The sequence below is a fragment of the Schaalia cardiffensis genome (assembly GCF_016405145.1).
In the GTDB taxonomy this organism is placed as follows: Bacteria; Actinomycetota; Actinomycetes; order Actinomycetales; family Actinomycetaceae; genus Pauljensenia; species Pauljensenia cardiffensis.
Map to the genome: position 1 here is coordinate 1 of NZ_JAEKIA010000004.1, position 25,780 is coordinate 25,780.

A 25,780-nucleotide genomic window follows, 5' to 3' on the forward strand; every position below is an offset into this window, starting at 1 on the left:
TCATCGCCCTAGCCCACCGCCGCATCCTCACCCTACACGCCATGATCCGAAACGCCACCCTCTACAACCCCCAACCCACCCACCAACTACCAACCGTCGCTTGACACACCACATAGGGGCACCCCCCATCCGCCAGCGTTAGGGCTGTGTGAGGCGTGCTCCCCGCGTGAGCGGGGATGAGCCTTGGGACGATTGAGTTTAAAGGGGGGTGTCCCAGTGCTCCCCGCGTGAGCGGGGATGAGCCGGTCATTTCGGACTGGCGTTTCTCCGTGTGGACGTGCTCCCCGCGTGAGCGGGGATGAGCCGGCCCCTCACAGCCCCTCACCCCTCCCCTGCTCGTGCTCCCCGCGTGAGCGGGGATGAGCCCTCGTGAACAACCTTGTCACCAACGGGCTTACCGTGCTCCCCGCGTGGGCGGGGATGAGCCGCTCGTCCCGGTGCCGGTCGCTCCCAGCACTGCGTGCTCCCCGCGTGAGCGGGGATGAGCCTCGTAGACGCAACGACGTTTCCAATACCAGTAAGTGCTCCCCGCCTGAGCGGGGATGAGCCTCACATTGCTTTTAATCTGGCTGATCTTGGTAGGTGCTCCCCGCGTGAGCGGGGATGAGCCGAGTATGAGGGCGACGAGGGTGACCATCGCGTCGTGCTCCCCGCCTGAGCGGGGATGAGCCCGAGGAGGCCGTACACGGTGAGACGACCCCGTAGTGCTCCCCGCGTGAGCGGGGATGAGCCGATGCCTTGGATGACGGTGAAGATGCTTTGGATGTGCTCCTCGCGTGAGCGGGGATGAGCCCGCATACAGGGCTCGGCGCGCATCCTGATAGCCGTGCTCCCCGCGTGAGCGGGGATGAGCCCCACGGAGAACCGAACTCCCCGGAAACACGGGGGTGCTCCCCGCGTGAGCGGGGATGAGCCCACCCGATGCGCGCGCGATCCCCGATACATGGAGTGCTCCCCGCGTGAGCGGGGATGAGCCGATGCCTTGGATGACGGTGAAGATGCTTTGGATGTGCTCCTCGCGTGAGCGGGGATGAGCCCGCATACAGGGCTCGGCGCGCATCCTGATAGCCGTGCTCCCCGCGTGAGCGGGGATGAGCCCCACGGAGAACCGAACTCCCCGGAAACACGGGGGTGCTCCCCGCGTGAGCGGGGATGAGCCGCGTTGTGTGGAGGTTCGGCATAGCGCTGGGTGGTGCTCCCCGCGTGAGCGGGGATGAATCGGCCTGCTGGGTGTCCGGGATGTTCAGGAACAGGTGCTTTCCGCGCGAGTAGGGATGACTCCGTCTGCATTGCACCCTTGGTAGCGAAGGCCTTGGCGATCTGAGGGACCGGCTCGCCATTCGGGAAAACCTGTACAAGCCCTTCGCTCCGCCTTTTGAGATAAGCCTTGGGCACGAGCAAAATCGTCACAACTGCGCAAAGCGCGACCAGATCATGTGTCACCAGGACCTGCACCAGACCCCATTGTTAACATCTGTATCACAGCTAACAACGCCGCAGCCTCTCACAGGCAGGTTTTGCAAAATCCCAACTTCTTCGGAACATGATGAAATAGGGGGGTGTCATCTGGGTTGAGGGCTTTCATGTCATCGTTGTGGGCGAGGTTGAAAGGCACTTATGGGGTTGATCTGATCCCTGAGCAGCCGCCTGTGCAAGAGAATCGCAGAACCGAGGCGCGGACCCGTCCCTTCGCCGCCGCTCGGAGAGGGATCCGTAGCGCGGCGCGCGAGAGTGAGCCACATTCCTCTGTTTCTTCCTCTGCTTCGCGAGTGCGTGAATATGTGAATACTCTGGAGCGTTCCTTGAGTCCGAAAGAAGTTGATGAGGCGCGCGAGCTCGCAATTTCAGGGTGGCAGCGCCTCCAGGCCATGCCGGGCGGGGTACAGATTTCCGGTCAACTGGCCGTCGCGGTGAGAGCGGGAGATGTCGAAGGGGCTGTCGACGTCCTCGTGAAGAACGCGGGCTACCGGAGGATGGAGGCTGTTGCGTTCGTCGCCGCTTTCATGATGGTTCTCGCTTCTGGGCAACGCGTAGTCGACGAGGCCGAGGAGGCTGATCGTGAATACCGGCAGCTCATCAGCCGTGGCTTGCCTCCGATCAATAGTGACGAGGTCGCAATGCTGTGGACTGGCGAAGCACATGTTGCCTGTGCGCGTTATCAGCGACGCAGCGGGGCGAGCGAAGAGGACGCGCGAACCATGATTCGTTTGGCGGCGAAGATGGCCGCAGCGGAAGGCGACCTCCCCGCAAGCACTCTCCCTCATTAAGGAGGGAAGCTCTTCTGTGGTTGCTGTGTCTCTCAACGCTTCATGCGCGCGGGAGAAAGGTCCCGGGAGTCAGAAGATGGCGAGGAACCAGTCTCAGCGCTTCATGAGCGCGGGAGAACGGGCTCCCGACCTCCAATGCGTGCTTGCCGGAAATGCGAGGCATCCGTAAGTGCGAGGCATCCGGAAGTTCGTGGTTGCCGGAAGTACGAACGTGCCGGGAAGAAGAGTTCCCCAAAACCAAGCGCCCCAACTCAGGACGCTGGTCGATGCAAGAAGCGCCAAGCCGCAGCGAGCCACGACAGGGCGACTCCTGGGGTAGCGGAGCTAGGGCTTGCGCGTCCCGAAAAAATAGATATCATTTTGATAAGCGGTTTGCTTGAAGTTGATAGCTGCCTTGCTTGAAGCTGTGCATCCGGCGCGGCCAGCGAGGCTCTTCGAGGAGGTCCCCATGAACACCCAGGCCCCAATCGTCGATCCCGAGGTGGAAAACGACCCCACCAGTGTCACCGCCAGAATCGACATTGCCGAACGTCCCGCAGCGTCGATCAGCTCCGCAGCAGCCTTTCCCGCAGCCCTGCTTCTCCTCGCCGGATTCGCCTACTCCATCTACACCTTCATCATCGGTGCGGTCATGAGCGACGCGGAAGAACCTGGCGGAATCGCCCGCATCATCGCAGGCATCCTCCTCTTCCTGCTCGTCCTCATCCTCATGACTTCCCTCGCTGTCATCTCGCCCGGACAGACCTCCGTGCGCCAATTCTTCGGGAAATACATCGGCACCGTCCGCCGCACCGGCCTCGTCCTCGTGCCCCCACTGACAAACGGCAAAAGGGTCTCCGTCAAGGTCCACAACTTCGAGACGAACGAGCTGAAAGTCAACGATTCAGACGGCAACCCCGTGAACATCGCGGCGATCGTCGTCTGGCAGGTCGCCGACACTGCGCGCGCCGTCTTCGCCGTCGAAGAGTACGAGGAGTTCATCAAGGCACAGGCCGAGTCGGCCCTCCGCCACGTCGCGACCACCCATCCCTACGATGAGCCCGGCCCCGGTGAGACCTCGCTTCGTGGAGGCACCGACCTCGTGAGTGCAGAACTCGCCGAAGAGGTCGCCAACCGCGTCGCCCTCGCGGGCCTCGAAATCGTCGAGGTCCGCATCTCCTCCCTCGCCTATGCGCCCGAGATCGCCCAAGCCATGCTCCAACGCCAGCAGGCCGGAGCCGTCATCGCCGCCCGCGAGCAGATCGTCGAGGGCGCGGTCACGATGGTCGACCAGGCACTCAAACGTCTGGAGGATAACGACATCGTTGAGCTCGACGACGAGCGCAAAGCCCAGATGGTCTCCAATCTCCTCGTGGTCCTCTGTTCCGATACGAGGACGCAACCCGTCGTCAATGCCGGTTCGCTGTACTGAGGTGAGCACTCATCATGATGTCGCTGCCTTCGGAAGTTGAGGCTCTGGCGCAATTCTGGGGTGCGGGCCATGGCTGAGAAGCGTGAGCGCAAGCAGGTCCTGCTCCGGCTCGATCCGGCCGTCCATGAGGCTCTTGCCAAGTGGGCGGCCGACGAGCTGCGTTCGGTGAACGCCCAGATCGAGGTCGTCTTGCGCAGGGCCTTGAAAGATGCCGGGAGGGAGGTCAAAGCCGCCCCCATGCGAGGGCGCGGCAGACCCCGCAAGGACAGGGGAGAGGCGGTTTCACAGGCCTGAGGGTCGAGCAGGGCTCGCAAAGATAAGGGGCGGCCCGTCCTTGGAGTGGAAAGAGTCGAGCATTCCCCGCCGGGTGAGAGTGAAGGTGGGGCATTCCCCATCGGGTGAGAGTGCAGGCGGGGTGTCCCTCGCAAGGATGAGGATGCGGAGGGGGCAACTCCAAGGTGAATCTCGCAAGCGGCAGGGAAAGATCCCGTGTCATATATGGAAAATTCCTAATATGAGATACGGAAAATTCCGCATATCTTGCTAGTCATGAGTTCATGAAGTCGTACATTCCGCGCTTCGTTGATGCCGAGCTGGAGCGAGGACTGCGCGCATCGGGGGCTGTCGAGATCTGTGGACCTCGAGCCTGCGGGAAGACTGAGACGGCGCGTCATGCTGTGAACGCGGCTGGCGGCTCTCAGATCAGCTTGGACGTTGCGGGCACCACGATGGATCTTCTGCGCTCTGCTCCTGGGCAGATTCTCCTTGGCGACACTCCCCGACTCATTGACGAATGGCAGTCGCTACCGCAGATCTGGAACCTCGTACGTCACGAGATCGACGATCGTAGACAGAAGGGGCAGTTCATCCTCACTGGTTCTTCAACTCCGGAAGAAGACTCCCTGCGCCATTCCGGGGCGGGGCGGATTCGTCGACTCACAATGAGAACGATGTCCCTCTATGAACGCGGACTCAATCAAGGGAATCTTTCTCTCGCATCACTGTTCGAGGGAACAGCTGAAGTGAGGGGCGAGGTCGATGCGAGCGTCACCGATTACATCTCTTGGATGGCATCCGGGGGATGGCCAGGATTCCTCGGCCTCGATACGCAAGACGCCGCAGATAAAGTCGCCGCTTACATCGAGCAGATAGAAGAACACGATTATTCGATCGTCGCGGGAATGCGACGTGATCCCCGCAGATTCGGCGCTTTCCTCAGAGCTTACGCAGGGCTGATCGCCCAACCTGCGACCTTTGCGGCTGTCAGAAGAAGGATCGGAGAAATCTCCCAAGGAGAGCCCTCTGAGCAGTTTGTTCCTCTTCTCCATGATTTCGCCTGCCGACTCTTCCTCGTCGAAGATCAACCGGCGTGGTCTCCCCGTTTGCGTTCGAAGGCCGGCCTCGTGCAGACACCGAAGCGCCACCTCGCCGATGTCTCATTGGCGATGAGCCTTCTCGGGGGTGCTCCCGAACGCTTCGAATCGGACCCGGAAACACTCGGCATCCTCTTCGAATCACTGGTGGTGCATGAACTGCGTGTTTACGCGCAATCGATCCGCGCTCGAGGAGTCTTCCACCTGCGAGATGGCAAGGGGCGCCTTGAGATCGACGCGATCATCGAGTCCCGCTCTGGAGACTGGATCGGTGTCGAGGCTAAGCTCTCGCACTTGTCAGTTGACGAGGCCGCAGCAAACCTTCTTCGAGTCGCTTCCCACGTCGAGCGAAGCCCGAGCGCCCTCGTCGTCGTCATTCCATCCGGGCCGGTCATCCGGCGCACAGATGGGGTCTGGGTGATTCCCCTGGCGGCGCTCCGCCCGTAGCGCCGCATCACGTCGGCGCTCCCTCGGGGTATTGACCCTTTGGTGGTGTGCCCGGGCAGTCATCTCCGGCACTATGCCTGGGTATTCATCGAAGACAGGTGGCCTGTTGTTCGGTTCTGAGTGACCGCGGCTTGACTGTAAGTGGAGGAGATCGCGGCAAGTGGAGGGGATATAGTCCCTCCTTTTGTTGTTAAACCCTCCACTTGGGGGCTCGTTCGCGACACAGCTTAGGGAAGTCGCCGCCGCCCACCGGGCCTATCAGCCGAGCCTTCGCCGGGCTGCACCTCGCAGTGCTCATACCCCGCTTCTGATCTTCGTGCCTCGCATGTCTATACCCCTGCTTTTTGCCGTCCCACAGTGCTTTCGACGGGCAACCAGGATGCCCTGCTCGTGCGGCGACGCTGAGGATTCGGGCCCGGTAGACTTACCCGCGGTGCGGCCATCGTCGCATGCTCATCGAAATCGCGGGAGATTCCAATGCCAGCCGTCATCGTGCTCGGCGCCCAGTGGGGCGACGAGGGTAAGGGCAAGGCGACCGATCAGCTCGGTCAGAACACCGACTATGTCGTGAAGTTCAACGGCGGCAACAACGCCGGACACACCGTCGTCATTGATGGAGAGAAATACGCCCTTCACCTTCTGCCTGCGGGAATCCTCTCCGAGGGCGTGACCCCGATCATTGGTAACGGCGTTGTTGTCGACATTGAGGTCATGTTCCAGGAGATCGATGAGATGGCGTCCCGGGGCGTGGACTGCTCGCGTCTGAAGGTTTCCTCGAATGCGCACATCATCCCGAGCTACAACCGCCTCATGGATCAGGCCAATGAGCGGGCCCGTGGGAAGAATCAGATCGGTACGACGGGCCGTGGGATCGGCCCGACCTACGCGGACAAGATGAACCGTATTGGCATTCGCATCCAGGATCTCTTTGATCCTGAGGGCCTTGCTGAGAAGGTTGAGGCGGCGCTCGCTCCGAAGAACGAGATTTTCGCCGCTGTCGGCATGGAGACCCTCAACCCGGAGGTTGTGACCGAAGAGCTCCTCGCTTACGCGGATCGCATCCGCCCAATGATGTGTGATGTGTCCTTGGAGGTCAATGAGGCGCTCGATCGTGGAGATACGGTCCTCTTCGAGGGCGGCCAGGCGACAATGCTCGACATCGACCATGGCACCTACCCCTTCGTCACTTCCTCGAACCCGACTGCGGGTGGTGCTTTGACTGGTGCCGGGGTTGGGCCGACCCGTATCGACCGGGTCATCGGTGTTGCGAAGGCCTACACGACTCGAGTGGGGGAGGGGCCTTTCCCGACTGAACTTGATGACAAGGTCGGGGAGGCCTTGCGCGTCAAGGGCGGAGAATTCGGTGTCACGACGGGGCGTGCGCGTCGAACGGGCTGGTTCGATGCGGTTGTTGTCCGTTACGCGACTCGCATCAATGGGCTCACTGATATTTGTTTGACGAAGCTTGATGTGCTGTCTGGCTATCCGTCGATTCCCGTGTGTGTCGCTTATGAGATTGATGGTGTGCGCACTGAGGAGATGCCGCTCGATCAGGCTGGATTCGCGAAGGCTGTTCCGGTGTATGAGGAGTTGCCGGGCTGGGATGAGGACATTAGCGGCTGCCGCACTTTCGAGGAGTTGCCGGTAAATGCGCAGGCGTACATTGCCCGCCTTGAGGAGTTGTCGAAGTGCCGGATTCAGTCGATCGGCGTGGGCCCTGGCCGTGAGGCGACGATCGTCCGTTACCCGTTGATCTGAGAGCGAGTTGGCGTAGCAACGGCCTTCCGACGAAGTAGCTGTAGCGACGACGAAGTAACTGTAGCGACGATGAGGTACCCGGAGCGACAGGCCTTCTGAGGAAGTGACTGCGGCGAGAGCCCTTCTGACGAAGCGTGGCAACGGTCTTGATGGCGAAGCGTGGTGATGGTTCTGACCTTGGCGACGCCTCTGGCGGCGACTAGGGGCTTGGCCGTAGGCGAGTGGGTCCCAAGCGTCAGTGCATCGACTGCCGTGACTTACCGTAAGCGCCGCGATTGTCGTGACCCGCTGTCAAGGCTTCGACCGTCGCCACCCACTGTCAGGGCCTCGACTGTCGACCCCCGTCAGTGCTTCGAGCGACGTGTCCCCTGGCCTGTCGTATTCATGGTGTGTCGCGTGTTTAGAGTGCTCGGACGAATTGGATGGCGATTTCGAGGGGGACGGGGTTCCATTTCATGACGTAGCGGACTGCGGCCATTTCTCCGGATTTTGAGGAATCTCGGAGCCGGAGGACTTCGTCGCGGTCAACGGGGCTTTCGGCGAGCACTCTCTCGAGGGAAAGGCCATAGACGCTGCGGTAATGGTCGTGCTGCGATGCCTTGCGGGGATTGTTGTGGTGCACCGCCCACGTTGCGATACCGAATATCGCTGCAAGGGGAACCCTGTAAACGAAGAGTGGAACGATGAAATCCACATCGGTCAATCCTTGGTGCCAGTCGGCCATCGCGCACCGGGAAAACCGGCGAGCGCGCACTTCATCGCGTCATTGTTGCACTTTGGGTGTGAGTGTTGCGTCGAAGAGGGACGAAGCTCCTGACCATGCGGGATTTCAGTGAGAAGCTCGTGCCCATGCGTGGCTCTACTAATCGTCGAGGACGTTCTTGCGCAGAGCGTTGCACCAGACCCGGGGGTGCTGCGTCGAAGAGGGATGAGGCTCCTGACCTTGTGGGATTCCACTAATCGTCGAAGACGTTTTTGCGCAGAGCGTTGCACTGAACTTGCGCGGAGCGTTGCACTGAAAAGGTCGAAGGCCGTGAGGAGTCTTGTGAAGAATCAGGTGCGTGTGAGGCGAGGTGAGGTGCTTCTCGAGCCTCAAGGGAGAATAGCCAGGGGAATGGCTGAAAAGTTGGGGCACCGAGCCGAAAGCGCCTGTCGGCGCGAAGGCCGCTCGTAGCGGCGAAGTGTGGAGCCCGGGGCTTAACGACTCGGTGCGCGCACAAGCATACGCGTTCACACTCAATCGTGGGTCGTGGAGAACGTGGATCACCCCACGTGGGCGTTCTTGTTCAGGTGGATCCGCTCAGGAGGCCGTGTCGAGCGCCTCGGCACATGAGTGTTGAATACCGCTCCTTTGCCCGATGGAAACCTCAGCGCGAGGAATGAGGGCATCCGCATGAGACGATGAAGGACATGGATACCCGCTCGGATTCTTCGGCTAAGAGCCCGTTCCCCTCGCGTGCTCAGATGACGAGGGCGAGGCTGGCTGCCGAGGCTGAGGCGTCGATCGATAAGGCGCGCTCCACGACGCACGATGCTCCGCGTAGCGCTGAAAGCGCTGCTTTGCTCAACGCTGAAGGCAGCGCACCGCTCGAGGCTGAGCGCGCCATTGCGCAGGACACTCAGAGCACTCCGCAGCACACCAGCGAGAACGCCGAACGGCTCGCCAGTGGGACCGCCGCAGGGGTCAACAGTGAGGGCATCGCAGGGCTCAACAGCGAGAATGCCGCAGGGCTCAACACTGAGAGCACCGCAGGGCTCACCAGCGAGAATGGATCTCCTCTCGGCGCGCAGAGCACTGCTCCGCACAGCCTTGAGGGCGCCGTTGCGCCTTGGAAGAGTCGGAAGGATGAAAGCCTCTCCGGCGAGAGCACACCCGCTCTTCACTCGCGATCCGCTCCTCACCTTCGATCCGCTCTTCACACTCGATCCGCTCCTCATAGGCGATCCACTCCAATCGAGGGCTTCACGAGCGCGAGCATGCCGATCGACTCGGGAATGCGAGTATCGGCCCTCAGCGTGCTCCTTTTCTCCGCGCTCACAATTGCAGCCTGGGCTTTGCCCGGCGCAGCCTGGAGCTTTTCTCCAGTGATCGTTGTCGCGGGCCTCGCCCTCGCCCTGGGATGGAATGCTCTGACCGGTATTGAACTGCCTGTGCCGACTATCGGGGTTCTCGCTCTCTCAGCCCTCTTCGTTCCCCTGATGGTCGCCTATACGCACAATCTCGGTTCGGTTGTCCCAGTGGCGGGAGTCGCTTCAAGTCTCCTCATCGCGGCGACGGTGATGTCCTTGCCGGCTCCACGGGACCGTTCACGTGAAGAACGAGCAGGCGATCCCCCACAAGGAAATCCCCCACAGGGAAGGGGAACAAGGCCCGCGCGCTCAGTTGCCCCTCCGGCTTCGACGATTCACGAGGACGACAACCTTCAACCCCCCAGACGCGCGACTCCTGTTGACTCCTCAATGCCGAACTACTTGGTCCTTTCTCATGCGATCGCCGCTCAGGCGCTCATCATGAGCGGCACTGCGTGGGTAGCGCTCGACGCTTTGAACCAATGGGAGATCATCATTCCAATTGCGGCGATCATTATTGCGGCCGTCGTCTGGGGTGACCAGATCGGTTCGAGCTACCGTTCTCAGTCCCTTGGGGCCCTGGGGACCGGAGTGCTCGCAGGAGTCATTGCTGCGAGCGCTTTCTGGGGTGTTGGAATGATGACCTCCGTCACTCCGATCGTTTTGCCGGGAGTCACCCACGTTTTCGGCCGCCTGTCTGCAGTCCTTCTCCTCGGAGGCATCGCGGGGCTGTCGGTGGCGCTTTCCGTGATCGTTCTCGATGGGCTCCTCGGCGATCACATCATGCGAAGCCCACCCCTGGGTGCTCTGGCCAGAGGAGCGGCGAAGTTCTTGGTTGCCGCTACTCCGATCTACGCGATCGTCCGCATTGGGGGAATCTGAGTCGGAGCCCTGCCCCGGGGCTCTTTCCCCATCCCTGGGCCATCACGCGCTGGGCCATCACGCGCTGGGCCATCACGCGCCGGGCCATCACGCACTGGGCGAGCACCCACTGGGCCGTCACGCACCGGGCGATCGTGAGCCCTCGAATGCGTCGGCACATTGCTGCATCAGCATATTGCCAGGTATCGATGCTCTGTTCGCAGAGCGTGACATTTCCCCAAGCTCATCCCTTCACCGTACGTGTTCAGCGCGTATCAGGATCGGCCTGCAAGATCGCAGCAGGCACGCTCAGGCCCTACCCTTGTGCTCATGATGGTCATTCCCGCGGATCTTCCCGCTTCTCTCGCCCCCCTCGCTTGGATGCTCGGAACCTGGAAGGGCTGGGGCATGCACTCCGGCTTCGACGAGGCCGAGGACTTCGCCGTCATCGAAGAGATCACGGGAAAGATCAGCGGAGAGCAGATGCTCCTCACGACCTCGATCTACCGTGGCGTGCCGAAAGCGGACGCTCAGATCGACCCTGTGTGGGATGCGGCCACAGGATTGGCGAATATTGCCCGCGGGGACTTGATCTTTGAAGAGTCGATGTACGTGTCCGTCCTTCCTGGTTCGGGAATCCTCCCCAAGCCGGGCGAGTATGTGCCTCGTGAGTTCACTGCGACCTCGGCGACGACGAACGCTCTTGGTGTCTTGTGGGCCGGAGTAGGTGTGGGTCCTCGCGTCCAAATGGTCTCGGATGCGATTGCACGCGCAGCGGGAGCTCAAGAGGTCGAGCATCTCGGGCGAATGTACGGTCTGGTCGCCGGTGAACTCATGTGGACTCAGGAACGCACACTCGCTTCCTCAGAGGCCGAGGTCGAGATGTCCGGCCGACTCATGCGCGTCGCCCAGGCGACGACCAAATCCGGTGAGACAGTCGAGGGGATCGACACCGAGGCCGAGGGCGGGCTCGGTGAGTGAAAGTGAGTGACACCGTCCCCGAGAAGTCTTTGAGCCCGGATCCTTCGGCCCTCAACTCCGAAGCATTGACGGACCCTGCGGCTGAGTGTCTTGAAGCGACAGCCCCCGCGCCCACAGACCGAGTAAACGCAGAGCCTCAATCCTCAAACCCCGCGCCCGCCGCACCTTCGGATGAGTGGCGTTCCCCGATGACGCGCCTGCCCGGCGCAGTCCTCAGCTGCGAATTCACCGATTCCCCACGCCCCGCCCCCTCCTCTCCCATCGCCCTGCACTACTCGGACCCCTCGGGCGAACAATGGGCCCTCGAAGAGGGACGCGGCCTCGTGGACCGCGCAGACCTCGGAGTCATCGCTGTTTGCGGCACAGACCGTCACAGCTGGCTCACCTCCATCACCTCCCAGATCATCACCGGCATGGGGCCAGGCGATTCGAAAGAACTCCTCGTCCTCGACCCCCAAGGGCATATCGAGCACGCGGCCGCAGTCATGGACGACGGGGAAACGACCTGGCTCATCTGCGAGGGCCACGACACCGAGGGCCTCGCCGCATTCCTCGACTCCATGCGCTTCGCTTTGCGAGTCGAGGTGAGAATCTGTGGCGACCACACGCTCTTCGCGAGCGCGGGCAGTGACACGGACACGGCCCAGGGCCTGCCCGGCCTCCTCCTGAGCTGGGCTGACCCCTGGCCCGGGACTGTTAAAGGGGGTACCGAATACTTCCAAGGCCCCCACCCTGGCTTGCGTTCGAGAATGCGCCTCCACCTTGTCGCCCGTGAGAAGGCCGAAGAATTCACGAGGGCATGGTTCGGCGCAGACCCGAATCGCCGCCCATCGGGAATGCTCGCCTGGGAGGCGATGCGCATCGCCTCGTGGCGTCCTCGTCTCGGATGGGAAACCGACGCCCGTTCCATCCCTGCTGAACTCGATTGGCTGCGAACCGCCGTCCACACGAACAAGGGCTGCTACCGAGGCCAAGAGTCCATCGCTCGCGTCATCAACCTCGGACGCCCACCGCGAAGGCTCGTCTTCCTCCAACTCGACGGCTCCAGGGGGGACCTGCCCGACGAGGGAACACGCATTGAATGGCGGGGCCGCGTCGTCGGTGTCATCACCTCAGTGGCCCGCCACGCGGAAATGGGGCCGATCGCCCTCGCCCTCCTCGCTCGCAATGTGCCCGCCGACATCGTCTTCGACCTCGATGGGATCGCCGCCGCGCAAGAACTCATCGTCCCCATTGACGGCAAGTCCGCGATCTCCCCGAAGCAACGGCCCGGAGCAGAACTCGCCAACCCGCAGCTGCGTCGCCACGACGTGTCCCCGATCGGCGGCCTGGGTGCTTTGGGGGCCCGCTGATGCGCGCCGTCATCCAAAGGGTCGCCCGAGCCAGCGTCGACGTTGAAGGCACAACCGTCGGAGAGATCACAGGGCCGGGACTCATGGTGCTCCTCGGAGTCGCCCGAGGCGACGGCTGCGAACAAGTCGCGACCCTTGCGCGCAAGATCGCCGAATTACGCATTCTCGAGGGCGAGCGTTCTGTCACGGAAGTCGGCGCTCCCGTCCTCGTCGTCAGCCAGTTCACCCTGTATGGCGATACAAGGAAAGGGCGGCGGCCCTCCTGGTCGAAAGCAGCTCCTTCTGAGCAGGCCGAACCCCTCGTCAACGCGCTCGTGGAGGATCTGCGCGCTCGCGGTCTTCATGTGGAGACCGGGGTTTTCGGCGCGATGATGGAAGTGTCGCTCGTCAATTCGGGGCCCTTCACCGTTCTTGTTGAAGCTTGAGGGGTGAAAACGGGGCCCGGGTAGAGACCAGAAGTGAGTGGGGACGGGAACTGAGCGGCGGCAAGAAAGGAGTGAGCGTAGGAAACGAGCCACAGCAGGAAGTGCTCGATAGCTGGAAACGAGCGGTGGCAGGAAATGAATAGCCGCAGGAAGGGGGCTGTGGCTGGACATGAGCGGTGGTAGGAGGCGAGCGGCCAGCGAGGCTGCCCCCTGTCAACGTCACTCGGGCAAAGCATGCCACAATGCATGGGGATCGCTGTTCATCGGAAGAAGACCTGAGGTATTGATGACTTCCCGTGCCGCTTCGCGTCATGCTGCTTCGCGCTCTCGTCGAAGCCTGCTCCAGCGGACCCCAGCGATCATCGTCATCGTCTTCTCAATGGTGATATCACTCCTCGCGGTCCTCTCCCGAGGCATCGAAACCACTGAAGTCAACGTGGACGACGGCGGCATCTGGGTGACCAACGAGTCGAAACTCATGGTCGGTCATATGAACTATGACGCTCGAATCCTCGACGCTGCTTTTTTGACGCAATCGACAGATTTCGACATCGGCCAAGCCGAAGACACCGTCACCTTCTCCGACTTCACCTCCCGATCCATCGCACCGGTCGACGTGTCGAGTGTTGCCCTGGGGGCTGCGACTTCGCTGCCTGAAAGCGCTGTCGCCATGCAAGGCGGCCCAGCCATTGGCGTCATCGACCCCACTGAAGGAAACGTGTGGCTCTCCGATGCCACAGCCCCCTCCTCGATCGCCTACACCCAAGAAACAGCGCTGAAGAGCGGATTAGAAGATGGGGCCATCGCAACTTCCATCAATGGGACGGTCTACGCTCTTTCTGCCGTCGCAGGTGAACTCTTCACCGCTCAACGCACCGGTGCCGTCATCGAGACTCATCAGACCCCAGTCCCCGGACTGTCCCACACAGCCGAACTCAGCCTGACAGTCGTCGGAGAACGCGCTGTCGGCCTCGACTCGGCGAGCAACACCCTTATCCTGCCCAATGGTGAACTGTACGACCTCACCGCCGAGGGGATCTCCCAGGGGGTCGTCCTCCAACAGCCGGGCCCGGCCTCGGACGATGTTCTCCTGGCAACGACAAGCGGGCTTTTCGCAGTGCCCCTCAAAGGCGGTCATGCGAAAGTCCTTGGTACCTCTCCTAATGAGCTGACAGGCCAGGCAGCTGCTCCGGTTCGTCACAACCGCTGCGCCTACGCGGCCTGGGCGGTGTCGGGAGCCTACCTGCGGGTCTGTGACGATGCCGCGATGAATGAATCAAGCATCGTTGAGACTCTCCAAGGGGCCGGGGAGATTGTCTTCCGCACGAACCGTACTCGGATCGTCCTCAACGACATCGGCAATGGTTCTGTTTGGCTCCCCGACGAGAACATGGTGTTGATGAGCGACTGGGACCAAGTCGAGAAGGAACTCATCAAGAACAAGACCCAGGAAGAGACTCCCGAGCTCAGTGAGGAGATCGCCGACCCTGAGAGGCAGGAGAAGAACACTCCTCCTGAAGCGGTCGACGACGAGTTCGGCATCCGTCCGGGGCGTTCGACCACCTTGCCGGTGTTGAACAACGACTCGGATGCTGACGGCGACGTCTTAACGGCGAGGGCCCTTGAAGCCGCCGACTTCGGTCGGGTCGTGTCAACCCGAGGTGGTCGCGCCCTGCAGATCACGGACGTGGATGAACAACAGACGGGCACAACCTCTTTCGTGTACGAGGCGACGGATGGGGAGGCCGCCGACACGGCGACTGTGACGGTGTCAGTGCATCCCTGGTCCGTCAATGAAGGGCCCCAACAAGTCCGCAATCCTCTCATCAAGATCGGAGCTGAAGCTCAGATCGAATACAACGTTCTCTCCGATTGGATTGACCCCGATGGCGACCAGATCTACCTCGCCGGAGCGCTCGCCTCTGAAGGCCTGTCCGTGCAGTTCTCAGAAGACGGGACTGTGTCGATCAAAGAACTCGGAGCAGGCCCCGGCATGAAGACCATCGGGATCGAAGTCTCTGATGGGCGTGAAACCACCAGCGGAGTCCTCACACTCAACGTGCAAGAGGCCGGCAATCTCGCTCCCACTGCCAACGCGGACTTCTACGTCGCACGAGTCGGAGAGCCCCTCGTCCTCGATCCGATCAGCAACGACACCGACCCCAATGGGGACGCACTGTCCCTGGTCGCGGTATCTATCGCACCTGTGACGACGACTCTGGTTCCGGATCTGAACTTGGGGACCATCACCTTCACCGGCACCGCCCCGGGCTCGTACCAGTTCACGTACACGGTGACCGATGGGCCATCAACAGCCCTGGGCGTCATCCGAGTCGATGTCGTTGACGCCGAGGAGAAGGCCACCCCCATCGCTGAAGATGATCTGGCGGTCTTGCCCGCAGGAGGTTCGACCCTGGTTGCGCCTTTGGCGAATGACACGGATCCGGCTGGCGGGGTCCTCGTCGTTCAGAGCGTTGAGGTCGATGAATCCCTTGGATTGCAGGTCACTCTCATCGACCGACATATTTTGCGCATCACTGCGCCTTCGGGCCTGGAGGATTCAGTCGCCTTCACATACACCGTTTCCAATGGTCAGGACACGGCGCGCGCGCAGGTGACAGTCGTTCCTACGAGATCCAGGGACGTGAATGAAGCGCCCGAAGTCAATCCTGATAGTGCGAAAGTACGTGTGGGAGACCTCGGCTCCGTAGCGGTCTTGGCGAATGACCGTTCGCCCGCGGGCCTGACGATGACCCTACTGACAACGCTTGAGGACACCACGAACAGGCCGGAAGTCGGTTCAGCTTTCGTCACGGGTGATCTTGTTCGTTTCGAAGCGGGAGACACCCCGGGGATTGTCACTGTGACCTACACGGTGCGCGACTCTGCGGGCAATGAGGCCTCCTCAACCGTCACTTTTGAAGTGATCGCGGATTCTCAGACGAACTCTGCGCCCCAGCCCAAAGCACTGACCGCGTGGGCGGTCACATCCGAAATGACGAGGATCCCCGTGCCCCTCAATGGCATTGACCCGGATGGGGATTCCGTGGCCCTGGTCGGAATCGAACAGTCGCCGACGAAAGGCACTGTCGAGTTGGGAACGAGTTGGCTCGAATACACGCCCTCCAAGGGGGCGAAGGGCACTGACGTTTTCACCTACATCGTTGAGGATCGTAAGGGTAAACAGGCAACGGCCCGTGTTCGCGTGGGGATCGCCCCTCCTGCGACTCGGAACCAAGAGCCGATCGCCGTCGATGATGCCATGACCATCCGCCCGGATCGTGAAGTGTCGGTCGGTGTTCTGGTCAATGACATTGACGCGGACGGGGACACGATTTCCCTGGTCGAGGGGTCCCTGCTCGCCAGCAGCGAGGCTCTGGGGGCTCGTATTACGGGCACAAGCATCACCTTCACCTCTCCCAGGGACGAGGGCGATTACGCGGTCGCCTATCGGATCTCCGACGGGAAAGGAGGCATGGACACGGGTAATCTGGCGATCCATGTTAAACGAGATGCTCCGCTGCAGGCCCCGATTGCACGCGACGATGTTGTCGCCATCTCCGAATTGCCTGCGAATAACGGCAAGGTCCGTGTCGCGGTGACGCAAAACGATGACGACCCGGATGGTGTTCTCGCCGACCTCAGCGTGTCAACGAACTCTCCCATCGCCTCGGTCGAGGGACACGAACTGCTCATCACTCCGGCTGAGAGCAGGACGCTGGTCGTCTACACGATTACGGACCGGGACGGTTTGAGTTCCTCTGCAGTCGTTTTCGTCCCAGGAATCAACCGGACGAACCCAGTGATCGATGAGACCCGCATTCCCCTGGAAGTGCGTGCCGGTGAAGACCTCAATATCGACATCAACGACTATGTCATGGTGCGCACGGGGCGTAGCGCGCACATTGTGAATGCGAATTCCTTGACGAGTTCGGTCGGCATTGACCCCGGGATTGAACTCGTGGGGGACCATTCGATTAAGTTCCACGTCGCCAAGGATTACGTTGGGAAGAGTTCTCTCTCTTTTGAAGTCCGCGACGGCCTTGCAGATGATGACTCTGCGCTTTCAGCCGTTTTGACGATCCCCATCAGAGTCAAAGCGACGAGCAACCATCCTCCGACGCTGACTCCCACAGCCATCAGAATCGCCGTGGGAGACGACCCGGTTTCCTACGATCTTTCCTTAATGGTCAACGATCCAGACGACGAAGACCCGAAGTCCTTCGCCTACTCCTTGGTGAAGAGCCCCGCCGGGGCGAGCGTGTCGCTCAGCGGGCACACTTTATCCGTTCAGGCTCTGGCCGGACAGCAAAAGGGCGACCTCGAACCCATTACGGTCACCGTCAATGACGGCTCGGGTGAGGTTGAAGCGCAGATTCCCGTGAAAATCGTGTCCTCCACTGCGGAGCTTGCACGTGCAACGGATATTGAGATCACTACCGCTAATGCTGGACAAGCGGTGACTGTTGATTTGACTCCCGCGCTGTTCAACCCCTTCAAAGAGACTCGGCTGCGCATCCATTCGGTGCAGTTCCAAGTTGGGGAGGGCACTTTGGATCCCGACCCCAAACGCTACGCTCTGACGATCACTCCGCAGGCGGGCAGGAGCGGGTCAATGGTCGTGACGTATAAGGTCGCTGATGCGACGGAGGACCCGTCGCGTTATGTGCAGGGCAAAATCATTTTGACTGTTCGCGATCGTCCTGCCCCTCCCACAGTGGTGAGAGCCTCTGTTGCGGGTGCCGGTAGGGCCCGAGTGTCCTTCACCCCTGGGGCGAATAACGGTGCGCAGATCGACCACTATGAGATGACGGATGTGACGACGGGGCAGAGCTACAGGTGTGCGACGGCTCTGTGTGAGGCATCCGGTTTGCGTAATGGTGAGGAGCACGCTTTCACGGTTCGCGCTCATAACGAGGTCGGATATTCGGATCCTTCTGCCGTGTCGAACTACGAACTCATTGACGCGGTCCCCGGTAAAGTGCCCACGCCGACGATTGAAGCGGGGGATCGTGAACTCGTGGTCTCTTGGGCTCCCCCGCACAATGAGGGCTCTGCGATCACGAGGTACACGCTGAGCATTGCCGGGGTGGATGGAATCAGGACCCAGGAAGTGACCTCCACGAGCGCCGTCGTGAGGGGCTTGAGGAACGGCCAGTCCTACACTCTCAGCGTTGTCGCCCACAATAGGGCGAAGGAGCCCTCGCAAAGTTCGGATGGTGCCATTGGTACCCCCTATGGTTTCCCTGATACGCCGAGCTCGGTCACGGCCACTGTGATTGAAGCGAGTGCTGACGGGCAGAGCGCGACCGTGCAGGTGTCCTGGAATCGGGGTAGTCCTGAGGATTCTGATTGGGGTAACACCACGGTGAGTGTCGGGGGGATCTCGACAAGCGTTGATAAGAACCAGGTGTCGGCGGTCATTGGCGGTGTTGTGCCGGAAATCAGTCATGAGGTGAGGGTGCAGACCTCGAATATTCATGGCAACAAGTCCAATGTTGGCATATCGAGTGTGAAGGTGTCCACCATTCCCCTCGCGCCCGCCACCGATAATCTCAGGCTTGAACCGACGGGTGTGAAGGGAGAACTCAAGGTTCGTGGCCTGTCGAAGAGGGGTGGGCGTGGATACGATTCGAGCGACCTTCAGATCCACTACGCGGTTGCGGGCCAGGCGTGCAACGCGAATAGCGAGATCCTCGACATGACGAGGATGAGCGTCAACTCGCACAGCAATGACCCCGTCTCCTATTCCTTCTGTCAGGTCGGTGTCGCTTCGACGGGTCATGCTTCGGTTTCTGAAACTGTGACGGCGCAAGCCGTGGCACCCGAATCGAAACCTGAGACTCCGACTTTGACGGCGCCCCTCGTTTCAGCGTCGAGTATCACCGTCAAATGGAATGTCGAAACGGCAAGCCCGCCTGTCACAAGTGCGGTTCTGATTGTTGATGGTTCGCGGGTTCCAGTCGAATACAAGAATGGCGCTTACCCGCTTTCAGAGCTGGAAGCGGGTAAAGCCCATACTTTCGTTCTGGAGATTTCGAATGTGTGGGGTGCGAGCTCATCCGCGCCCCTGACAGTAGTCGCCCAGGGGGCTGGCGGTTGATGTGGGCCAATAACTGTGGAGCGGAATAATCCCAGTCGCAAACTCGTGACGTGCTTTCAAAGATGACAAGGATCTAGGACCGATATGACGATCAGTATTCAAGATGCCACCCGATTCGCTCAGACCTTCGCAGGATTGGTGGAGGGGATCTCCACGGCTGTCCTCGATAAGGAGCATACGATCCGTCTGGCTCTGACGACGATGTTCGCAGGCGGGCATCTTCTCCTTGAAGATGCTCCCGGTACGGGCAAAACCGCTTTGGCTCGCGCCATGTCGAAGGTCATCGACTCGAAAACCACTCGAATCCAGTTCACCCCCGACCTGCTGCCTTCCGATATCACCGGCGTCAATATGTACGACCAGAAAACCGGTGATTGGCGATTTCACAGGGGCCCGATTTTCGCTGAAATCGTCCTGGCCGATGAGATCAATCGTGCTTCACCCAAGACTCAGTCGGCGCTCCTCGAAGTGATGGAGGAATCCCAGGTGACGGTCGACGGTGTGCGCCACCCTGCGCCCGCGCCCTTCATGGTGATCGCGACCCAGAACCCGATCGAACAGGCCGGCACGTACCCCCTGCCTGAAGCACAGCTCGACCGTTTCCTCATGAAAACATCAATCGGCTACCCTTCGCGCGCAGCCATGATTGATGTCCTCAACGGAGCGGCTGCGCCCGACCGTTCACAACGAGTCAGGCCCCTGCTCAGAGCGGACCAGGTTGTTCGACTTTCTGAGCTTGCAGCCCTCAATCACACGGATCGTGCAATTCTCGACTACATCGCCGCCCTGGCTGAAGCAACCAGAGCGGATGAGTCATCAACCCTGGGTGTCTCCACGAGAGGCGCAATCGGCATGGCGCGCTGCATTCGCGTGTGGGCCGCCGCCCAGGGACGCAACTTCGTCTTGCCGGATGATGTCAAGGATCTCGCTGTTCCCGTGTGGGCGCACCGGATCCTCGTCGACCCGGATGCTTCTTTCTCCGGGGCCACAGCCGAGGGCGTCATCAAGCGCGCCTTGACCACTGTTCCCGCACCGGCGGTGGGTGCCTGACCCCGGTGGCTCTTACAGCTCGATTCGACAAGACCCGTGAGATGCTCGCCGAGAAGGCCCGTGAGATGCTCGCCGGGAAGACCCGCGTGCCCGCCCTCGTCCTCGCCTGGTTGAAGACCCCCACCCCCACAGGATGGGCCGTGCTCATCAGCGGGCTCCTCGCCGTGTGGATCGCCGCACAGTGGGGGTGGGTTGAGGCGTACCTCATTGCGGCGATCTGCATGGTGGTTCTCCTCCTGGCCCTCGCACTCGTCATTTGGCCCACTCCCCACCAGATCACGATCGACTTGCCGAAGGAACGCATCGTTGCCGGACAAAGCGCTGTTGGTGCGATCACGGTGACCAATACGCGCAATAGGCCCGTCTCTTCGGGAGTCATTGAGCTTCCCATCGGAAACGGGGTCGGACACTTCCTCGTTCCCCCACTGGGCCCCAGGGGCGAGTGGAATGAAATGTTCTCAGTCATCACTCGCCGACGAGGCCTGATCAGTATCGGTCCTGCCCGCTCGGTTCGCTCGGATGGTTTGGGATTGTTACGCCGGGTGCGTATCTGGGATCGGCCCGACATTCTTCGCGTCCACCCGCGGACCTTGAGACTCTCTTTCGATGCCACGGGATTCCAGATGGATGTCGAAGGCGTGACGACGGCGAAACTGTCCTCTTCGGATGTTTCTTTTCATGCTCTGCGCGATTACGAACCCGGTGATGACCGGCGCAACGTGCACTGGGTGTCCACTGCTCGCCTCGGTCGTCTCATCGTCCGCCAGTTTGAAGAGACGCGCCGCTCCCACCACATGATCATCCTCGATACTGCGGCTCACGCTTGGCCGAGTGAGGCTTTCGAAACGGCGATCTCAGCTGGCGCTTCTCTCGCCCTCGCCGCTCTGGGAGCATCCCGCGCGGTGTCGATGAGCACTTCGAGCGGATGGGTGTCGACCACGTCGCCGGTACGCATGCTTGATGCTTTGACCGAGGTCGAGGCCAAGGATGCGATCGATATTGAGGACAGGGTGAGGCGCTGCGTCGAAGAGCGCGCCGGAGTGTCTGCGGTGACGATCATCGTGAACCCCAATGTTTCAGATGAACAGGCTTCACGTGTGGCGCGCCTGACGGGTGCGGACGTGTCGACCCTGGTCATTCGGATTCGTCCCGGCGCTTCGAGGCGTCGACGCAAACTCACTCGGGGTGTGCTGTTGGATTGTCCGTCTCTCGATGATCTGCCGCGATTGATCGCGAGGGGGGCGCTGGAATGAGTGTGCCCCCGAGTAGAGGCTCGCGTAGGGCGAGCATGCATCCTGGCGCGAAGAGCGCCGAGACGCGCGGGGCGGGTCGTGTCCGCCAACCGTGGTGGACCCTCCTCCTTCTTCTCCTCCTCTTCCTCGGCCCTATTGCCACTCACGGGCCGATCTTCGGTGACTATTCGGGGTTCATCGCAGCCACAGTCGGCGTCCTCGTCGGCTTGCTCATCTCAGCGGCGGCAACTCGTTGGAGATGGGATGCGCTTTCGGTCCTCGCGGCCCTGCTCGCTGCGTATCTCCTGCTCGGCGGTGGCCTCGCATTGGGGACGACGTGCCTGTTTGGGGTGATCCCGACGGGGCAGACTCTCCAGCTTCTGGTCCTCGGTTCGGTCCAGTCATGGAAGGATCTGCTCACTCTCACTCCGCCCGCATCCTCCTATGTGGGGCCCGCCCTGGTCCCCTGGATCAGTGGCCTCGTGTTGTCGACGTTCGCTGGGCTTGTGACGCTGCGTTGGGGGCGTGCAATCCTCGGGACTATTCCGATCATCCTCATGGGAGTCATTGGCATCGCTTTTGGCCCTTCGGGAACACATCCGAGGCTGTGGCCCGTCGTCATCTGGTGGGCGCTGGTTCTTCTGTGGTGGGCTGTGGCGGCTCTCAGGCGTCGTATCACCGTTGGCGAGGACATCATCATCGGTAAAGGTGCGAAGGCGAACACGATGAGCGCCACGGCCTCTTCGACGAGTACTCGTTCGCGCAGCGTCGTCAATCTTGGACGCAGACTCGTCTCGGCCCTGATTATGACGGGAATCGGAGTGGGGCTCGGCGTGCCAGCCACGATCGGATGGGGGCCTTGGGATTCGCGGATCGTTGCGCGAGACCTTGTTGAACCGCCGCTCGATCTTCGCGACTACCCTTCACCCTTGGCGGCGTTTCGCCACTACACGACAGATTTGGAGAGCAAGGAACTCCTGTCAGTCTCGGGGCTTCCCGAATCGGCGAGGGTGCGTTTCGCGGTTGTGGATGTCTACGATGGCACGACTTTCGGGATGAGCGGAGCGGATGCTCACCCTGACTCGGGTTTTCGTTCCGTTGGTTCTCGTCTGCCCGAGCAGGCCATTGGCGAGGGCGCCGTGTTCGCTGAGATGCACATGAGGACATCGGGCCTCATTGGCCCGTGGGTGCCTTCGCTCGGAAACGTTCAGACTTTGAGGTTCACCGGTGAAAACGCGCGTGCGCTCCAGAAGGGTTTGCACGCCAATTCGTGGTCCGATTCAGCTTTGACGACTGGGCCGAACTCCTCCATGGACTACGCCATCACCTCGTATATCGAGCCGAAACCTTCGGATGGTCAACTGGCCGATGTTGAAACTCTTGCCTTTCACGGTTTTGATGAGAAGGTTCCCGAGGATGTCGCTCAATTGGCGACTACGGTCACCGCGAAGGAGCAGTCGCCTTTGGCGAGGGTTCGCGCGATTGAACGCTACTTGTCGGAGAATGGTTTTTATTCGAACGAGGACGCAGCCCATTCGCGTCCAGGACACCGTGCTGACCGTCTCCAGCGGATGCTCGAAGCTGAACAGCTCATTGGCGATGATGAACAGTACGCGACCCTCATGGCGCTCATGCTCCACTCCCTGGGAATCAATGCCAGGGTCGTGATGGGCTTCTACTCGCAGGAGACCTTTGGGGATGTGGTCTTTTACGGCTCTGATATGCGCATGTGGGTGGAGGTCGAGTTCGAGGGGGTCGGTTGGGGTGTTTTCGATCCGACTCCGCCGCGCGACCAGAAACCGCAGACTGAGGTGCCTGAACCGAAGTCGGTGCCCCGCCCGCAGGTCTTGCAACCGCCTGAGCCTCCCGAGGATCCGACGGAGTTGCCGCCTGTGACTTCGGATCGTGATACGGAGTCCGAGGACGATGATCGCTTCGAGATTCCCTGGAAGGCGATCGCCGGTGTTTCGGGGTTGCTTCTTGTGCTCATTGGCCCGATTGTGGTGATCGTGTTGGCGAAGGCGCTGCGTCGTCGTGCGCGTCGCCGGGGCCCGGATCCTCATGCTGTTTTGGTTGGTTCGTGGGACGAGGTCGTCGATATGGCGACTGACGCGGGAATCACGGTGAGTGTGAATAAGACCCGTCAAGAGACGGCGTGGGAGTTGACGAGTCTGTGGTCGCAGCGCGCTGCTTCTTCGAGGGCCGCGGGCACCCAGGAGGGCGCGGCTGTTGGCACCCGGGAGGGCGAGGTCGCGGGCACCCGGGAGGGCAGGGCCGCTGGGCTCACCGCAGTTCCCGGGTGGACCCTGTTCGAGCAAGAGGTTCCCACGACCGTCGCCATTGCCCGGCGCGCAGATATCGCAGATTTCGCCGAAGACGCCGCATTCGGCTCGGAAGCGCTCCTGGCCTGGAAGGATGTCGATACTTTGCGTCGGGATCTCAGAGGTGGAATGAGAATACTGGGACGCATCCGTTTCGCTTTGTCTCTCAGATCACTGCGCGCCCGGAATCGACGTGCGCTGGCCGCTCGCGCGGAGAAGAAGCGCCAAGCCGAGCAGGGCGATAATCCGAAACGCAGGGGTTCGCTTCCCTTCATGACGCGGCAATCGCCCAGAAAGAGGCAATCGCCTGGAAAGAGGTCCCGATGACGCCTGTTTCGCCATCAGCAATCGATTCTGCTCCTGAACTGCCTGGCTTTGAATGGGTCAGGCCCTTGGGTTCGGGGGGATTCGCGGACGTGCACCTCTACCATCAGCTTCTGCCCTCTCGTGATGTAGCGATTAAGGTTGTGCGCTCTCTCAACGATGAGCGGGGTGCCGCCGAGTTGCGACGCGAAGCGAATGCGATGACTGCGGTCGCGGGCCATCCGGCGATTGTTCCCCTGCACGGAGCGGGCACCGCTGAGGATGGGCGTCCGTTCTTGGTGATGGAGTATTGTCCGGTTGCTGATGTGGGCGAGCAAGTGCGAGCACGCCCCATGTCAATCGACCAAGCTCTTGACGTTATGGTGCAGATTAGCGGTGGGGTTGAGATGCTTCATCGTGCGGGTATCGTGCACCGTGATATTAAGCCGGCGAATATCATGCTCGACTCATATGGGCGTCCCGTCCTCGCTGATTTCGGGGTTGCTTCTCCTATTGGTGTCCTCGCTGATGGTGTTCTTGACGGTTTCTCTGTTCTGTGGGCTCCACCTGAGCAACAGGATCAGCGGACCCATATTCATCCGACTCAAGACGTGTGGGCCTTAGCGAGTACGACGTGGACTCTTTTGACGGGTCGTAGTCCTTTCGAGGATCCCTTTGGGGATAATTCTGCTGTCGCCGTTGCTTCGAGGGTGCGTTCTGGACGTATTCGCGGCCTGGGGCGCGCGGATGCGCCTGAAGAGTTGGAGAAGGTCCTCCTCCGTGCGATGAGGCTTGATCCCTTGGAGCGAACGCCCTGCGCTGCCGAGTTCGGGCGGGCCCTCCAAGGGATTCAAAGGCTTATGGGAAGGCCTGTGACTCGTCTTGAGATTCGCGATCCGCGCCCTGAAGCCGCTTCGCCCCCTCCGGTGGGGATACTCGGTGGGGCTGCAGCGCTTGAGCAGCCGGATGAGCGGGGGTTTGCGCAGGCCGAGCAGGGCACGCGGCTGCGTTCATTTCCTTCAGTTGATCCCGATCGGACGAGGCTTCGTGCGAGGAGTTTTGATTTCGATTCAGGCGTTGAAGCTCATGCTGATGCGTGGAAAGAGCCGAGGTCGGCGACCACTGCGGGTCGAGTTGACGTTGCTCAGGAGGATGTGGAGCCTCGCCGGGTCTCCATGTGGGGGATTAGTGCCCTCGTTGTTGTGGCGGCGGTGATTGTTGCGGGCTTGGTTGTCGCGATGCTCACCGGGGGAGGGCAGAGGGTCTCTGTGGCTCCAAGTCCTATAGATCAGGGAACTGAGGCTCTTGATCCGGTCGATGCCCCTCCGGCCCCGGTCACCTCGCTTTCAGGGAGGGTCGAGGACGGCAGGGTCACGTGGACGTGGATCGGGGCTGAAGAGTCTCGTTCTGATTCCCAATCGGAGCCGGGGTTTCGTGTTGCGAAGACGGATCACTATGTGTACACGGCACTGAGGCCGGGTGAGGATCCGATTTTGAATAACATTGATGCGAATACTGTGACCTTGGTGGGGGTTCCGGGGGAGAACTGTTTGCAGGTTGTTGCGGTTAGTGAGCGGGGGCGTCAATCCTCGGTGGTGGAGGAGTGCGTGAACGTCGAGTGAGTTTCACGCAGGAGCGTGCGATGGGCGCGTGGGCTCAGGTAGAAGCGTGTAGTCGTCGAATGAGCCCGGGGTGGAGTGCACGAGGACGTGAGCGCGGGCGCTGAGCAAGGTGCGGGTGTTCTCAGGTGTGGGAGTTGTTTGCTCGTGTGTTGAGTAGGACGCGGGGAAAGCTCTGGCTCGTGTGTTGAGTAGGACGTGGGGAGC

15 protein-coding genes and 1 CRISPR repeat array are annotated in these 25,780 nt (G+C 61.1%); of the genes, 14 read left to right on the plus strand and 1 reads right to left on the minus strand.

The features are described 5' to 3' along the window. The first annotated feature begins 155 nt into the window (after positions 1 to 155). Positions 156 to 1,220: a CRISPR direct-repeat array (repeat unit 28 nt; unit sequence GTGCTCCCCGCGTGAGCGGGGATGAGCC). A gap of 582 nt (positions 1,221 to 1,802) precedes the next feature. From JFX23_RS03145 to JFX23_RS03165, 5 genes are all read left to right on the plus strand, one after another. Next, entirely contained in the window at positions 1,803 to 2,267 is a 465-nt protein-coding gene (locus tag JFX23_RS03145) for a hypothetical protein (protein WP_198775691.1), read from the plus strand. Positions 2,268 to 2,715: 448 nt separating this feature from the next. Further along, complete coding sequence (locus tag JFX23_RS03150) at positions 2,716 to 3,678, plus strand: SPFH domain-containing protein (RefSeq protein WP_051057818.1); 963 nt, start codon at positions 2,716 to 2,718, stop codon at positions 3,676 to 3,678. 69 nt (positions 3,679 to 3,747) lie between these two features. After that, positions 3,748 to 3,972 carry a type II toxin-antitoxin system antitoxin gene (locus JFX23_RS03155; protein WP_198775692.1) on the plus strand — a complete coding sequence of 75 codons (225 nt, stop codon included), beginning with the start codon at positions 3,748 to 3,750 and terminating at the stop codon, positions 3,970 to 3,972. A 263-nt stretch (positions 3,973 to 4,235) separates the two neighbouring features. Beyond that, the gene (locus JFX23_RS03160; protein WP_198775693.1) at positions 4,236 to 5,498 is read left to right on the plus strand and encodes an ATP-binding protein; all 1,263 of its coding nucleotides are present in this window, start codon (positions 4,236 to 4,238) and stop codon (positions 5,496 to 5,498) included. 477 nt (positions 5,499 to 5,975) lie between these two features. After that, positions 5,976 to 7,256 carry an adenylosuccinate synthase gene (locus JFX23_RS03165; protein WP_198775694.1) on the plus strand — a complete coding sequence of 427 codons (1,281 nt, stop codon included), beginning with the start codon at positions 5,976 to 5,978 and terminating at the stop codon, positions 7,254 to 7,256. A 400-nt stretch (positions 7,257 to 7,656) separates the two neighbouring features. Here JFX23_RS03165 and JFX23_RS03170 read toward each other — a convergent pair whose 3' ends face one another. After that, the gene (locus JFX23_RS03170; protein WP_198775695.1) at positions 7,657 to 7,950 is read right to left on the minus strand and encodes a hypothetical protein; all 294 of its coding nucleotides are present in this window, start codon (positions 7,948 to 7,950) and stop codon (positions 7,657 to 7,659) included. A 707-nt stretch (positions 7,951 to 8,657) separates the two neighbouring features. On the opposite strand from JFX23_RS03170, the gene JFX23_RS09330 reads away from it, so the two are divergent. The 9 genes from JFX23_RS09330 (at position 8,658) to JFX23_RS03215 (ending at position 25,576) form a co-directional block, all read left to right on the plus strand. After that, a complete protein-coding gene (locus tag JFX23_RS09330) occupies positions 8,658 to 10,208 on the plus strand; it encodes a hypothetical protein (protein ID WP_233050538.1) in 1,551 nt (516 codons plus the stop codon). Between the two features lie 309 nt (positions 10,209 to 10,517). Beyond that, positions 10,518 to 11,168 carry a heme-binding beta-barrel domain-containing protein gene (locus tag JFX23_RS03180; RefSeq protein WP_198775696.1) on the plus strand — a complete coding sequence of 217 codons (651 nt, stop codon included), beginning with the start codon at positions 10,518 to 10,520 and terminating at the stop codon, positions 11,166 to 11,168. Beyond that, positions 11,165 to 12,520, plus strand: a complete 1,356-nt coding sequence (ygfZ, locus tag JFX23_RS03185; RefSeq protein ID WP_198775697.1) for a CAF17-like 4Fe-4S cluster assembly/insertion protein YgfZ — start codon at positions 11,165 to 11,167, stop codon at positions 12,518 to 12,520. The genes JFX23_RS03180 and ygfZ overlap by 4 nt, the downstream gene beginning before the upstream one ends. Beyond that, positions 12,520 to 12,945 carry a D-aminoacyl-tRNA deacylase gene (gene dtd, locus JFX23_RS03190; RefSeq protein ID WP_198775698.1) on the plus strand — a complete coding sequence of 142 codons (426 nt, stop codon included), beginning with the start codon at positions 12,520 to 12,522 and terminating at the stop codon, positions 12,943 to 12,945. The genes ygfZ and dtd overlap by 1 nt, the downstream gene beginning before the upstream one ends. 379 nt (positions 12,946 to 13,324) lie before the next feature. Beyond that, positions 13,325 to 19,048, plus strand: a complete 5,724-nt coding sequence (locus JFX23_RS03195; protein WP_198775804.1) for an Ig-like domain-containing protein — start codon at positions 13,325 to 13,327, stop codon at positions 19,046 to 19,048. Positions 19,049 to 19,132: 84 nt separating this feature from the next. Then, positions 19,133 to 20,098: an AAA family ATPase gene (locus tag JFX23_RS03200; protein WP_198775699.1), complete on the plus strand. Its 966-nt coding sequence runs from the start codon at positions 19,133 to 19,135 to the stop codon at positions 20,096 to 20,098. A 65-nt stretch (positions 20,099 to 20,163) separates the two neighbouring features. Further along, a complete protein-coding gene (locus JFX23_RS03205) occupies positions 20,164 to 21,351 on the plus strand; it encodes a DUF58 domain-containing protein (RefSeq protein ID WP_233050549.1) in 1,188 nt (395 codons plus the stop codon). 35 nt (positions 21,352 to 21,386) lie between these two features. Further along, complete coding sequence (locus JFX23_RS03210) at positions 21,387 to 23,978, plus strand: transglutaminase-like domain-containing protein (RefSeq protein WP_198775700.1); 2,592 nt, start codon at positions 21,387 to 21,389, stop codon at positions 23,976 to 23,978. Then, complete coding sequence (locus JFX23_RS03215; RefSeq protein WP_198775701.1) at positions 23,975 to 25,576, plus strand: serine/threonine-protein kinase; 1,602 nt, start codon at positions 23,975 to 23,977, stop codon at positions 25,574 to 25,576. Before JFX23_RS03210 ends, JFX23_RS03215 begins: the two co-directional genes overlap by 4 nt. Positions 25,577 to 25,780: the final 204 nt, after the last annotated feature.